We start from the raw sequence: 12994 nt of genomic DNA, 5'->3' as shown, positions 1-12994 counted from the left end.
GGGTGGATACTCGATGGCATGAGCACCACGGAGCGTCCCAGGATCCTCGTAGTAGGCGGTGGGTACGTAGGCCTGTACGCAGCTCGGCGCATTCTGAAGAAGATGCGCTACGGCGAGGCGACCGTCACGGTCGTCGACCCCCGGTCGTACATGACCTACCAGCCCTTCCTCCCCGAAGCCGCCGCCGGCAGCATTTCGCCTCGGCACGTCGTCGTCCCGCTGCGACGCGTGCTGCCCAAGGCGGAAGTTCTGACCGGCCGGGTCACCACCATCGACCAGGACCGCAAGGTCGCCACGATCGCCCCGCTGGTCGGCGAGGCGTACGAGCTGCCCTTCGACTACCTCGTCATCGCGATGGGCGCGGTCTCCCGCACCTTCCCGATCCCCGGCCTCGCCGAGCAGGGCATCGGCATGAAGGGCATCGAGGAGGCCATCGGCCTGCGCAACCACGTGCTGGAGCAGCTCGACAAGGCGGACTCCACGACCGACGAAGAGGTCCGCCGCAAGGCGCTCACCTTCGTCTTCGTCGGCGGTGGCTTCGCCGGCGCCGAGACCATCGGTGAGGTCGAGGACATGGCCCGCGACGCGGCCAAGTACTACACCAGCGTGTCCCGCGAGGACATGCGGTTCATCCTCGTCGACGCCGCGGACAAGATCCTTCCCGAGGTCGGTCCCAAGCTCGGCACGTACGGCAAGGAGCACCTGGAGGCCCGTGGGGTCGAGGTGTACCTCTCCACCTCCATGGACTCCTGCGTCGACGGCCACGTGGTGCTGAAGAACGGCCTCGAGGTCGACTCCAACACCATCGTGTGGACGGCCGGCGTCAAGCCGAACCCGGTCCTGTCCCGCTTCGGTCTGCCGCTCGGCCCGCGCGGTCACGTCGACACCCAGGCGACTCTCCAGGTCCAGGGCACCGACTACATCTGGGCCGCCGGCGACAACGCCCAGGTGCCGGACGTCGCCGCCCGCAAGGCCGGTGTCGAGAACGCCTGGTGCCCGCCGAACGCGCAGCACGCGCTGCGTCAGGCGCGGATCCTCGGCGACAACGTGATCTCCGGTATGCGGGGCTTTCCGCAGAAGGAGTACTCGCACGCCAACAAGGGTGCGGTGGCCGGGCTCGGCCTCCACAAGGGGGTCGCGATGATCGTCATGGGCAAGATGAAGATCAAGCTCAAGGGGCGGCTGGCCTGGTACATGCACCGCAGCTACCACGGCTTTGCGATGCCGACGTGGAACCGTAAGATCCGGGTCTTCGCCGACTGGACGCTGGCGATGTTCCTCAAGCGCGAGGTTGTCTCGCTCGGGGCCATCGAGACTCCGCGCGAGGAGTTCTACGAGGCGGCCAAGCCGGCGCCCAAGGTGGCCCAGTCCGCCGAGGCCCAGCTCCCGCCGGCCACCCGCACCAAGTCGGAGGAGAAGGCCAAGGCCTCCTGACCTCCGCTCCCTGCGCGACCCGAAGGGGCTCCCCGCCATCCGTGGTGCGGGGGGCTCCTTCGTCGTTTTTCCTCGCCCCCGCCGCCCCTACCCGTCCCATCCCGGGGCCAGCCCCGGGCCCCGCTGGGGGCTGCGCCCCCAGACCCCGCCATGGGCTCCGCCCCTGGACCCCGCTGGGGCTGCGCCCCTAGACCCCGATCGGCCTGAACGGCCTCGTCCTCAAACGCCGGACGGGCTGAAAAATCAGCCCGTCCGGCGTTTGAGGAGCGGGGGTCCGGGGGCTGGCCCCCGAACGGGGTCCGGGGCGGAGCCCCGAGCGGGTCCAGGGGCGCAGCCCATGGCCGGGGTCCGGGGTGGAGCCCCGTGGGGGGTCTGGGGGCGCAGCCCCCAGTGGGGTCCAGGGGCAGCGCCCCTTGGTATGGGGCGGGTAGGGGCGGCGGGGGCGCACCCCCCAACCCGCACCCCCATTTTGCGTAGATGTAACGCTTTTGCGGGACTGCGCTAAAGCCTCCGCAGTGTTTACGTGGTGTTGGACTTTCGGGATCCACCGTCACGGAGGTGTGCGCCATGCAGGACGCCGCACTGCGGCTCAAGACTCTCCTCGAACAGCTCCTGGGGGCCCCGGTCCCGGTGCGTCTGCGCGCCTGGGACGGTTCGGAAGCGGGTCCCCCCGGTGCCCCCGCCCTCGTCGTACGCAATCGCCGCGCAATCCGCCGACTCCTGTGGAAGCCGGGGGAGTTGGGGCTGGCCCGGGCATGGGTCGCCGGTGATCTGACCGTGGACGGCGACCTCTACACCGCCCTCGACCTGATGTCAGGGCTCGTCTGGGAGCGCGACGAGGACGCCAAGAGCCTCGGCGAGACACTGCGCGATCCCGAGGCGCGGGCCGCCGTACGCGGGCTCGTACGGATGGCGTGGCCCCCGCTGCCACCCGCCCCGCCCCGCGAGGAGGTGCGCCGCCGCTCCCACCTGCACACCAAGCGCACCGACAGACGAGCCATCAGCCACCACTACGACGTAGGCAACGACTTCTACGAGATCGTCCTCGGCCCGTCCATGGTCTACTCGTGCGCGTACTGGCCCACCCCGGACGCCACCCTCGAGGAAGCCCAGCGCGACAAGCTCGAACTCATCGCCCGCAAACTGGACTTGAAGCCGGGAGGGCGGCTGCTGGACGTCGGCTGCGGCTGGGGCTCGATGGCCATCCACGCCGCCCGCGAGCACGGCGTGAGCGTCGTCGGCGTCACGCTGTCGCACGAGCAGGCCGCGTACGCCCGTAAGCGCATCGCCGACGAAGGGCTCACCGACCGCGTCGAGATCCGCGTCCAGGACTACCGAGACGTCGCGGACGGTCCGTACGACGCGATCTCCTCCGTAGGCATGGCCGAACACGTCGGCAGCGAACGGTACTTGGAATACGCGCGCACCCTGTTCGCCCTGCTCAAGCCGGGCGGGCGGCTCCTGAACCACCAGATCGGACGTCGTCCGCATCGCGACGAATCGGCGTACGAGGTCGACGAGTTCATCGACGCGTACGTCTTCCCGGACGGCGAACTCGCGCCCATCGGCAGCACCGTCACGCAACTCGAGCGCGCCGGGTTCGAGGTGCGGGACGTCGAGTCGATCCGCGAGCATTACGCGCTCACCCTGCGCCACTGGGTCGCCAACCTGGAGGCCGGCTGGCCGCTGGCGGTCCGCCTCACCAGCCCCGGCCGCGCCCGCGTCTGGCGCCTCTACATGGCCGCGTCCGCCGTCGCCTTCGAACGCAACCGCATCGGCGTCAACCAGGTCCTCGCCGTCCGGACACCCGAATCCGGCGCGTCCGGGATGCCGCTGCGGGCGCGTACCTGGGGCTGACACGCAGAGGGCCCCGTTCCCTCTGGGGAACGGGGCCCTTGTGCGCGTACGCCTGTCTATTCCGTCTTGATCGCGTTCAGCATGTTCAGCCTCGCGGCGTTGCGGGCCGGCCACAGCGCGGCCAGGACGCCCACCAGACCGGCCAGCACCAGGAAGATCCCGATCCGGTCCCAGGGCAGGACGAGCGCGTAGCCCGGGATCGAGCTCTCGATGGTCTCGCCGATCGCCCAGCCGAGGAACGAGCCGAGACCGATGCCGATGACCGCGCCGAACACCGAGATGACCACGGCCTCCAGCCGGACCATCCGCTTCACCCGGCGCCGGTCGAGACCGATCGCCCGCAGCATGCCGATCTCCTGCTGCCGTTCGAAGACCGACATCGCGAGCGTGTTGACGACGCCCAGCACGGCGATGATCAGGGCCATCGCCAGCAGGCCGTACATGACGTTCAGCATCGTGTTGATGGCGCCGCCGAACTCGTTGCGGATGTCCTGTTTGTCCATGATCTGCATCGCGGGGTTGTTGCCCAGCGCGTCGATGAGGACCTTCTCGTTCGCCGAGGTCTGGCCGCCGTCGACCTTCACGAAGATCTGCAGGATGTACGGCTTCACCTCGTGCGGGTTCACGACCTTGGTGTCGATGAGCATGGGGTTGAGGAACTCGCTGTCCTTGTAGACAGCGCCGACCGTCAGTTTGGCCTTCTTCTCGTCGGCGAAGGCGACAGAGAGGCTGTCGCCGGGCTTCCAGCCCTTGCTCTTGGCCGTCTTCTCCGCGACCGCGACCTGGCCCTTCGCGAGCGAGTCGATGTTGCCGGCGACGACGTCGACGTTCAGGACCTGCTCGATGTCGCCCGGCGTGACCGCCCCAGCGGCCATGAAGTCGTCACCGATGTCGATGTAGGTGTCCTGCTGCGGCGAGACCGCCGAGACGCCCTTGGCCTTCTCCAGCGCCGTCAGTGCGGACTGGTCGAGGTCCCCGCCGTTCGCCATCGAGACCATGTAGTCGGCCTTGATGTTGTCCGTGGTCATCTTGTCGATGGCCGTGCCGACCGTGACACCGAGCACCGACAGGCCGGTCACCAGCGTCAGTCCGATGGCCAGCGCGGAGGCGGTGGCTCCGGTACGGCGCGGATTGCGGACCGCGTTCTGGCCGGCCAGCTTGCCGGACACCCCGAACGGGCCGACCAGCAGCGGACGGACGAGCGCGATCACGGGCCGGGACAGCAGCGGGATCAGGATGATCACACCGACCAGCGCGAAGAACGCGCCCGCCCCGATGTACGTCCGGCCGTCGCCGCCGCCGGTCGAGGCACCCAGCACGATCCCGGCCGCGCCGAGGCCGGTGATGGCCGTACCGATGGAGTTGCGCACCACCAGCGACTTGGTGGTCGCCACCGCGTGGACGCTGCTCATGGCAGCCACCGGCGGGATCTTCGCGGCCCGACGGCCGGGCAGCCAGGCGGCGAACATCGTGATCAGCACACCGACGCCGAGCGCGGCGAGCACGGGCGTGGTGGACAGGATCAGCGGGCCGTCCGGAATCTTCATCTCGAACGCGGCCATTCCGGACCGCAGACCGACCGCGAGACCGATGCCCAGGACGAAGCCGATCACCGAGGCGACCAGGCCCACCACCGCGGCCTCGGCGAGCACCGAGCGGGTGATCTGCTTGCGCGATGCGCCGACGGCGCGCATCAGGGCGATCTCCTTCGTGCGCTGGGCGACCAGCATCGTGAAGGTGTTGGAGATCAGGAAGATCCCGACGAACAGCGCGATGCCCGCGAAGCCGAGCAGGATCTGCTTGAGCGAGTCCAGACCCTGTTCGATGTTCTTGGCCTGCTCGTCCGCGAGCGCCTGGCCGGTCTGGGCCACGGCCGTGTCGGGCAGCAGCGGCTTGACCGCGTCCAGGATCTTCGCGTCGGACGCGCCGGCGGCGGCGGTGACGGTGACGCTCTCGAAGTAGCCCGGCTTGAGGTACTGCTTCTGGGCGACCGCGGTGTCGAAGAGGACGAGGCTGCCGCCGGCGTTCACGGCGCCGTCCTCGGTGGTGAACACACCGCTGAGGGTGTACTCCTTCACCGGTCCGTTGGTCGCGACCCGCACCCGGTCGCCGACCTTGTACTCGCCCTTGGTCGCGGATTCCTTGTCCAGGGCGATCTGATCGTCCTTCACCGGGCCCGAGCCGTCGATGAACGTGTAGGCCCTGTCCTTGCCGTCCTTGCCGGGGGCGAAGTTGGAGCCCTTGTTGGACCAGCCGACGCCGATCAGCTTCCCGTCGGGGTCGGCGACTCCGGCGAAGCCCTCGACTCGGCCGTCCACGCCGGCGACGCCGTCCACGGCGGAGATCTTGTCGAGGGTCTTCCGGGAGAGGCCGGGTTCTTCCTCGGGGTCGTCCGAGTTGGCGTGCGAGGTGACGGAGACCGCGACGTCGTCGTAGCTCTTCGCCGACTGCTTGCGGAAGGCGTTGGAGAGCGTGTCGGCGAAAACCAGAGTGCCGGACACGAACGCCACGCCAAGCATCACGGCGAGCACGGTCATCAACAACCTGGCTTTATGCGCGAGCACGTTGCGCAGGGCAGTACGGAACATGGTGTCTTCTCAGTCCAGGAGAGGGGAGGGAGAACAGGCTGGTGGGCGAGTGGGGCCGTATGCCGGTGGCCAACCGCGGGCAGCAGGAGGCGCGCCCCTTTAGGGGCGCGGGGCTGTATCGATTTGCGGCTCCGCCGCGTGGGCGCGACAAGCCACGACTGACCCGCAGTCGAGACACGACCCCTGGGAGGGGGGCTTGGGGCGCAGCCCCAACAACCGCACAACCAGGCAGCGTCAGCTGGTCCGACCCTTGGCATCGAACTGCTTCATCCGATCCAGCACCGAATCCGCCGTAGGCCCATACACCTCATCGACGATCCGCCCGTCCGCGAGGAACACAACCCGGTCGGCATACGCCGCGGCCACCGGGTCATGCGTGACCATCACCACGGTCTGCCCCAACTCCCGTACGGAGTTGCGCAGAAAGCCCAGCACCTCCGCACCCGAGCGCGAGTCAAGGTTCCCGGTCGGCTCGTCGCCGAAGATGATCTCCGGCTTGGAGGCGAGCGCCCGCGCCACCGCGACCCGCTGCTGCTGGCCGCCGGACAGTTGGGTGGGCCGGTGGGAGAGGCGGTCGGCAAGCCCCACCATCCCGATCACCGAGTTCAGCCACTCCTTGTCGGGCTTGCGGCCCGCGATGTCCATCGGAAGGGTGATGTTCTCCAGCGCCGTCAACGTCGGCAGCAGGTTGAACGCCTGGAAGATGAACCCGATCTTGTCCCGCCGAAGCTTCGTCAGCTGCTTGTCCTTGAGGGAGCCGAGCTCCGTGTCACCGATCCGCACGGAGCCGGACGAGAACGAGTCCAGGCCCGCCACACAGTGCATCAGCGTGGACTTGCCGGACCCGGAAGGACCCATGATCGCGGTGAGTTCGGCCTGCCGGAAGTCGACGGAGACCCGGTCCAGGGCGACCACCTGGGTCTCGCCCTGTCCGTAGACCTTCGACAGTTCCGAGGCGCGCGCGGCCACGGCGGTGGCGGGTCCGGCGAAGGGAGTGGTGGTGGTCACGGATCAGTGCTCCTGTCGGTACGACGACGGGTGGGGAACGTGGCTTCCATCGTCGCGGCCGGTCACCGCCGTGTAGTCACCCGTTGTTCTGGTTCTGAAGGGCGACTTCGGTCGGACGGTACGCCCCGGTGTCATACCTGGGGATGACCCCTGCCCCTGACAGCGCCCCCGACCGGGGCATCGGTGACGGTTCGTCGGATGACGCTCGTTCGGGCGGTGAATTCACGTCATTCCCCGGGTGACACGAGCCGCCTGTGAAAGGGCTCGTGGCAAGTGCCGATCGCCCGTACGGTGGGCTGATGCACCCTCAGACGTCAATAAAATAAGACAACATCGAGCCGACCGTCCGCTGTTCGAGCGATGCGCCCCGATAGGCTCGGAACCTCAAAATGCGGAGCCAATGGCCTGCCCGGATGGTGGAATGCAGACACGGCGAGCTTAAACCTCGCTGCCCCTACGCGGGCGTGCCGGTTCAAGTCCGGCTCCGGGCACCACCGACCTCCTGCGGGCCCGTGTTTTGCCTGCATCGTGCATTGAAGACTTCACATCACGCACCCGTTGACAGCGGCCGTACGTCGTCGGAGACTCACGTTCAGCAGATTAGTGAAGTAAATTTCACTGGACGAACAACCTCCACACTACACCACCGCTCGAACAGCGCGAAGGGGCGTGCCGATGCGTACCACCGTCGGGATCATCGGGGCCGGACCGGCCGGACTGCTGCTGGCGCGGCTGCTGCACAACGCGGGGATCGACTCGGTCGTCCTGGAAAGCCGCGACCGTGCGTATGTCGAGCACCGCCAGCGGGCCGGAATCCTGGAGCAGGGCACGGTCGACGTGCTGCGCGCGGCCGGCGCCGGTGAGCGCATGGACCGCGAGGGGCTGCGGCACGACGGGATCGAGCTGCGGTTCGCGAAGAGGCGCCACCGGGTCGACTTCCCCGGGCTCACCGGCGGCCGGTCGGTGATGGTGTACGCGCAGACGGAGGTCTGCAAGGACCTCATCGCCCTCCAGCTCAAGGAGGGCGGCCCGCTGCTCTTCGAGGCGGAGGCGCTGGCCGTGGAGGGGGCGGACAGCGACAGCCCGCGCGTGCGCTTCCGGCACGAAGGGCGCGAGGACGTCCTGGAGTGCGACTACGTCGTCGGCTGCGACGGCTTCTGGGGAGTGGCCCGCAAGGCGATCCCCGAGGAGCTCACGCAGGTCTTCGAGCGGACGTACCCCTTCGGCTGGCTCGGCATCCTCGCCGACGTACCGCCCTCGCACGACGAACTCGTCTACGCCCACCACGACCGCGGCTTCGCCCTGCTGAGCATGCGCTCCCCCGAGGTCTCCCGGCTCTACATCCAGGTGCCCGAGGGAACGGAAGCCGAGGAGTGGAGCGACGAGGCGATCTGGGACGAGCTGGAGCGCCGCTTCGAGACGGCCGACGACTGGAAGCTGGAGCGGGGCCCGATCACGCAGAAGTCCGTGACGCCGATGCGCTCGTACGTCCACGAGCCGATGCGCCATGGCCGGCTCTTCCTCGCCGGGGACGCCGCCCACATCGTGCCGCCCACCGGAGCGAAGGGCCTGAACCTCGCCGTCGGCGACGTCGTCACCTTCGCGCGGGCGCTCGGCCACCTCAAGGAGACCGGCTCGGCCGAGCGCCTCGACGCCTACTCCGAGACCTGTCTGCGCCGCGTCTGGCAGGCGGAGCGCTTCTCGTACGCGATGACGACCCTGCTGCACCGCATGCCCGACGCGACCCCCTTCGAGGACCGCATCCAGCTCGCCCGGCTCGACCGGATCGCCGCCGCCCGCTCGGCCGAACAGGACCTCGCCGAGTCCTACACGGGCTTCCCGCTGGAGTGACCCGTCCGACGCACCACGATCGAGGGAACCGGAAGAGGCCGTACCGGCGTTGTAACGGTGCTGGGAATGCTGGATTGAACACTGGCGTTCCCGGTCACAACAGAGGAAAGATCCTCCCCAAGCACTAGAGGCATTCCTTTGCCTACCCATTACTCTTGAGCCAGAGCCACGCAGGGTGGCCATGGAGGAGTGAAATGAGGAGCAGCAACCCGGTCTTCTCGCGACGGGGGTTCAGCCGCGACAACGGCTACGCGGGCTTCAACGCCCAGCCGCAGGCCGGGGGCCCCGCTGTCGGTACGCAGGGGAACCCGTACGCACAGGGCTCCCCGTACGCCCCGCAGGGCGGCAACCCGTACGCGCAGAATCCGTACGCACAGAACCCCTACGCCCCGCAGGACGTCCAGCACGGCGCCCCGCCGCAGGCCCCGCCCGCCGCCGACCGCATGACGATGGACGACGTGATCGCCCGCTCGTCCATGACGCTCGGCACGGTCGTCGTCGGCGCGGTCCTCGCCTGGGCCCTGCTGCCGGTCTCGCCGAGCAGCTGGGGTCTGGCCATCGGCGCCGCGCTCATCGCGATGGTGCTGGCACTGGTCCAGACGTTCAAGCGCAAGGCCTCGCCCGCACTGATCCTGTCGTACGCCGCCTTCGAGGGCGTTTTCCTCGGCGTGATCAGTGAGATGTTCAACAGCCGCTGGTCGGGCGCGCCCTTCCAGGCGGTGCTCGGCACCATGGCGATCGCCGGTGCCACCCTTCTCGTCTACCGAGCGGGCTGGATCCGCGTCACCGCCAGGTACGCACGCATCGGCATGACGATCGCCATCGGCTTCATTCTCGTCATGGCGGTCAACCTGCTGCTGGTCGTGTTCGGCATCGCGCCGGACGGTGGCCTGCGGAGCATGGGCCCGCTGGGCGCGATCGTCGGCATCCTGGCGCTCGTCCTGGGCGCGTTCTTCCTGACGCTCGACTTCAAGCAGATCGAGGACGGCGTCGCCTACGGCGCTCCGCGCCAGGAGTCCTGGCTGGCCGCGTTCGGCCTGACCATGACCCTCGTGTGGATCTACATCGAGATGCTGCGCCTGGTCGCCATCTTCAGCGGCGACGATTAGCAGGGCCGTGCCGCCCGGACCACCACCGGGCGGTAGCGGCTGAAGGGCCCGTGAACCTCCGGTTCACGGGCCCTTCGTCGTGGTTCTCCCTGGTGCGCGCCTCAAAGCAGTTTGCGCGCGGCCCTCCTCAGGTCGTACTCGTGAATGATCGCTTTGGCGTGGCCGTACGCGAGGTTGTGCTCGGCGCGGAGCCAGCTGACCTTCTCCTCGAAGCGGAAGAGAGCGGGGCCATCATCGACGGTGCGCAGCCAGTCGGACACTTCACGACCGGTGCAATGGGGGATGCGGGCGAGCATGTTGCGGTGGGTCTCCTCGGAGAAGACTTGGGACATCGGCGCCTCCGGACGCATGGGATGTAAGCCGGTCCTTCAAGTCACGGTGCCTGAGGGTTCGCGTGTTGGCAACAGTCCGGTTAAGGCGCGTAGTCTCGCGGCGTGCTCGATACCACCCCCCTCACCCGTGCCGTGGACCATTTCGCCGACCGGCTGCGGGCCGCTCCGCAGAGTCGGCTCCAGAGGGGTGCGGCGGCCGAAGCACTGGGCCTGGCAAGGGAGTTGGCGCTACGTGCCCAGCGGCTCGAGGACCCTCAGGGGCCGCTGCGGGAGATGCCCGACGCGGGAATGTTCGCCGCCGCCGACCAGATCATGGTCGCCGGGCACGATCTGGCCGTCGTACTGGGATCCGAAGAGGAGCTCGCGGAGGCGTTGCGGCTCGTCGAGGAGGCGCAGAAACGCGCCGGGGTGTAGTTCTCCGCTCCCGGCGCGCGTGAGGCTCACGGGCCCTTACAGCGACGCTATGACCCGGTCCGCGAGTATGTAGACGTTCTCTTCCCCGCAGGCGAAGGTCAGGGCGTACGCCCCCGAGATGCCCGAGCCGCCCAGCAGGACCGGGGTCTCGCCGTTCTGGAGGGCGGCGGCCAGTTGCTCGGCGGTCTCGCGGTGGCCGGGGGTCATGCAGAGCGTGGTGCCGTTGGCGAAGACGTAGACATCGAGGGTGCCCAGCGGGCCGGGGCGGACGTCGGTCAGCTCCGTACGGGACTCCGCGAGGTCCTCCAGGCAGGCGACCGTACGCTCGTGGTCGTTCACGACCGGTGACTGGACCGGTACGAAGTCGGGGTGCGAGGGGTGGCGGCGGCGGGCCGCGGCCAGCTCGGGGGAGTCCGCGGCGAGCTCCTCGGCGTCGGCGCCGGGCTCCGTCACCGACTCCAGGTGGTCCAGGCCCGCGAAGTCCGACTGCCGGGGCAGGAACAGTTCGCTGTCCGGCAGACCGAGCAGAGTGGGGGCGTCAGAGGCGTCACGCGCCTCCTGGGCGGCCCAGAACGCCCGCGCCTCGGCCAGCTCCCGCTCCCGCTCCTCCGCGAGCGCCTCGGCGACGGCAGCACGTATCTCGTCCGTGTCCGAGGCCGAGCGGGCCGGGGGCACCACGGCACGCGGGCCCGCCACACGGCTCGCGGTGAGCTCCGTGTGCAGGGACGCGAGCTGCCGGCGCAGCCCGAGTACGGCGCGCAGGGTGGCGACGCCCACGGCCAGGGCGGCGGCCGCGGTGAGCAGTAGGGCAAGAGGGATGGCGCTCACTGACGTACTCCCGGTTTCAAAGTCGACCCCCGACTTCCTACATCAGCTTGAAGGGCGGACTATCCACCTGTCAGTGCGTAACGTCACGAAATGGACAGGATATTCGGCCCGGAGTTTCCCGGATGGACGGCCCTGACCTGCGTACATCACATCCCACAGGGAGATAGGTCACATCCTGGGCGAGATTGGATCACAAAACGGCCCAGAGCCCCGGGGGTGCTGGGATCTGGGCCGCTTCGGTCACGCCGGGTTCACCTGCTGTACCCGTACGTGCTTCAGCTGAGGCGCTCGATGACCATCGCCATGCCCTGGCCGCCGCCCACGCACATCGTCTCCAGACCGAACTGCTTGTCGTGGAACTGGAGGGAGTTGATCAGCGTGGCGGTGATCCGGGCGCCGGTCATGCCGAAGGGGTGGCCGACCGCGATCGCGCCGCCGTTGACGTTCAGCTTGTCGAGCGGGATGTTCAGGTCGCGGTAGCTCGGGATGACCTGGGCGGCGAAGGCCTCGTTGATCTCGACCAGGTCGATGTCGTCGATGGTCAGACCGGCGCGGGCGAGCGCCTGCTTGCTGGCCTCGACCGGGCCGTACCCCATGATCTCGGGAGACAGGCCCGTCACACCCGTGGAGACGATCCGGGCGAGCGGCGTCAGGCCCAGCTCAGCGGCCTTGGTGTCGCTCATGATCACCAGGGCGGCGGCGCCGTCGTTCAGCGGGCAGCAGTTGCCGGCGGTCACGAGGCCGTCCGGCCGGAAGACCGGCTTCAGACCCTGAACGCCCTCCAGCGTGACCCCCGCGCGAGGACCGTCGTCCTTCCCGACGACCGTGCCGTCCGGGGTGGTGACCGGGGTGATCTCCCGCTCCCAGAAGCCGTTCTTGATGGCTTCCTCGGCGAGGTTCTGCGAACGGACGCCGAACTCGTCCATGTCCTGGCGGGTGACGCCCTTCAGACGTGCCAGGTTCTCGGCGGTCTGACCCATCGCGATGTACGGGTCGGGGAGCAGGCCGTCCTCTCGCGGGTCGTGCCAGTCGGCGCCCTCGCTCTGCGCGACCTCGGCGGTACGGGCCTCGGCGTCGGCGAACAGGGGGTTGTGCGTGTCGGGCATCCCGTCGCTTGAGCCCTTCACGCTCCGGCTGACCATCTCCACGCCCGCCGAGATGAACACGTCGCCCTCGCCGGCCTTGATGGCGTGCAGGGCCATGCGGCTGGTCTGGAGCGAGGAGGAACAGTAACGGGTGATGGTGCAGCCCGGCAGGTGGTCCATGCCCATCTGTACGGCCACGATGCGGGCGAGGTTGTGGCCCTGCTCGCCGCCGGGGAGGCCGCAGCCGAGCATCAGGTCGTCGATGTCCTTGGGGTCCAGCGACGGGACCTTGGCCAGGGCGGCCTCGATGATCGTGGCGGTCAGGTCGTCCGGGCGCAGGTCTTTCAGCGAGCCCTTGAAGGCGCGGCCGATCGGGGAGCGGGCGGCTGAGACGATCACGGCTTCGGGCATTACGGCTCCATTGGCGTATGGCGTACGAGTGTGACTTGACAGGCCTGTCAAGGAAGTTACCCGCACGTACCGTCAAG

At 68.7% G+C, this 12994-nt stretch carries 10 protein-coding genes and 1 tRNA gene; 6 read left to right on the top strand and 5 right to left on the bottom strand.

Annotated elements, in window-relative coordinates; translation table 11 throughout:
• Positions 1-18 precede the first annotated feature (18 nt).
• Both ACQEVY_RS17850 and ACQEVY_RS17845 read left to right on the top strand, forming a co-directional pair.
• A complete protein-coding gene (locus tag ACQEVY_RS17850) occupies positions 19-1434 on the top strand; it encodes an NAD(P)/FAD-dependent oxidoreductase (protein WP_432949600.1) in 1416 nt (471 codons plus the stop codon).
• 567 nt (positions 1435-2001) lie between these two features.
• Positions 2002-3291 (top strand): class I SAM-dependent methyltransferase, encoded by a 1290-nt coding sequence (locus ACQEVY_RS17845; RefSeq protein ID WP_432949598.1) that lies wholly within the window; start codon positions 2002-2004, stop codon positions 3289-3291.
• Between the two features lie 56 nt (positions 3292-3347).
• On the opposite strand, the gene ACQEVY_RS17840 is transcribed toward ACQEVY_RS17845, so the two are convergent.
• On the bottom strand, positions 3348-5879 hold the full coding sequence (locus ACQEVY_RS17840) for an ABC transporter permease (RefSeq protein ID WP_432949596.1): 2532 nt from the start codon (positions 5877-5879) through the stop codon (positions 3348-3350).
• A gap of 234 nt (positions 5880-6113) precedes the next feature.
• On the bottom strand, positions 6114-6887 hold the full coding sequence (locus tag ACQEVY_RS17835) for an ABC transporter ATP-binding protein (RefSeq protein ID WP_432949594.1): 774 nt from the start codon (positions 6885-6887) through the stop codon (positions 6114-6116).
• A 407-nt stretch (positions 6888-7294) separates the two neighbouring features.
• Between ACQEVY_RS17835 and ACQEVY_RS17830 the strand changes: the two genes are divergently transcribed.
• The 3 genes from ACQEVY_RS17830 (at position 7295) to ACQEVY_RS17820 (ending at position 9847) form a co-directional block, all read left to right on the top strand.
• Positions 7295-7381: transfer RNA gene (locus ACQEVY_RS17830), tRNA-Leu, on the top strand.
• Between the two features lie 181 nt (positions 7382-7562).
• Positions 7563-8738 (top strand): 4-hydroxybenzoate 3-monooxygenase, encoded by a 1176-nt coding sequence (locus ACQEVY_RS17825; RefSeq protein WP_432949592.1) that lies wholly within the window; start codon positions 7563-7565, stop codon positions 8736-8738.
• Between the two features lie 194 nt (positions 8739-8932).
• Positions 8933-9847 carry a Bax inhibitor-1/YccA family protein gene (locus tag ACQEVY_RS17820; protein WP_432949590.1) on the top strand — a complete coding sequence of 305 codons (915 nt, stop codon included), beginning with the start codon at positions 8933-8935 and terminating at the stop codon, positions 9845-9847.
• 101 nt (positions 9848-9948) lie between these two features.
• Here the strand turns inward: ACQEVY_RS17820 and ACQEVY_RS17815 are convergent, their stop codons facing one another.
• The gene (locus ACQEVY_RS17815; protein WP_328769259.1) at positions 9949-10179 is read right to left on the bottom strand and encodes a DUF4287 domain-containing protein; all 231 of its coding nucleotides are present in this window, start codon (positions 10177-10179) and stop codon (positions 9949-9951) included.
• Between the two features lie 102 nt (positions 10180-10281).
• On the opposite strand from ACQEVY_RS17815, the gene ACQEVY_RS17810 reads away from it, so the two are divergent.
• Complete coding sequence (locus ACQEVY_RS17810) at positions 10282-10593, top strand: hypothetical protein (RefSeq protein WP_432949588.1); 312 nt, start codon at positions 10282-10284, stop codon at positions 10591-10593.
• Between the two features lie 36 nt (positions 10594-10629).
• Here ACQEVY_RS17810 and ACQEVY_RS17805 read toward each other — a convergent pair whose 3' ends face one another.
• Together ACQEVY_RS17805 and ACQEVY_RS17800 are read right to left on the bottom strand one after the other, a co-directional pair.
• Positions 10630-11412 carry a hypothetical protein gene (locus ACQEVY_RS17805; RefSeq protein WP_432955279.1) on the bottom strand — a complete coding sequence of 261 codons (783 nt, stop codon included), beginning with the start codon at positions 11410-11412 and terminating at the stop codon, positions 10630-10632.
• A 284-nt stretch (positions 11413-11696) separates the two neighbouring features.
• Positions 11697-12917, bottom strand: a complete 1221-nt coding sequence (locus ACQEVY_RS17800; RefSeq protein ID WP_432949586.1) for an acetyl-CoA C-acetyltransferase — start codon at positions 12915-12917, stop codon at positions 11697-11699.
• Positions 12918-12994: the final 77 nt, after the last annotated feature.

Origin of the sequence: Streptomyces sp. CA-288835 (genome assembly GCF_050936385.1) — a bacterium.
Classification (GTDB): domain Bacteria; phylum Actinomycetota; class Actinomycetes; order Streptomycetales; family Streptomycetaceae; genus Streptomyces.
This window is presented reverse-complemented; position numbering and strand designations above follow the sequence as displayed.

Excerpts from the sequence above, each read along its gene's own strand:
- ACQEVY_RS17850 (WP_432949600.1), top strand. The coding sequence starts at position 19 with ATGAGCACCACGGAGCGTCCCAGGATCCTCGTAGTAGGCGGTGGGTAC.
- ACQEVY_RS17845 (WP_432949598.1), top strand. The coding sequence starts at position 2,002 with ATGCAGGACGCCGCACTGCGGCTCAAGACTCTCCTCGAACAGCTCCTG.
- ACQEVY_RS17840 (WP_432949596.1), bottom strand. The coding sequence starts at position 5,879 with ATGTTCCGTACTGCCCTGCGCAACGTGCTCGCGCATAAAGCCAGGTTG.
- ACQEVY_RS17825 (WP_432949592.1), top strand. The coding sequence starts at position 7,563 with ATGCGTACCACCGTCGGGATCATCGGGGCCGGACCGGCCGGACTGCTG.
- ACQEVY_RS17820 (WP_432949590.1), top strand. The coding sequence starts at position 8,933 with ATGAGGAGCAGCAACCCGGTCTTCTCGCGACGGGGGTTCAGCCGCGAC.
- ACQEVY_RS17815 (WP_328769259.1), bottom strand. The coding sequence starts at position 10,179 with ATGTCCCAAGTCTTCTCCGAGGAGACCCACCGCAACATGCTCGCCCGC.
- ACQEVY_RS17800 (WP_432949586.1), bottom strand. The coding sequence starts at position 12,917 with ATGCCCGAAGCCGTGATCGTCTCAGCCGCCCGCTCCCCGATCGGCCGC.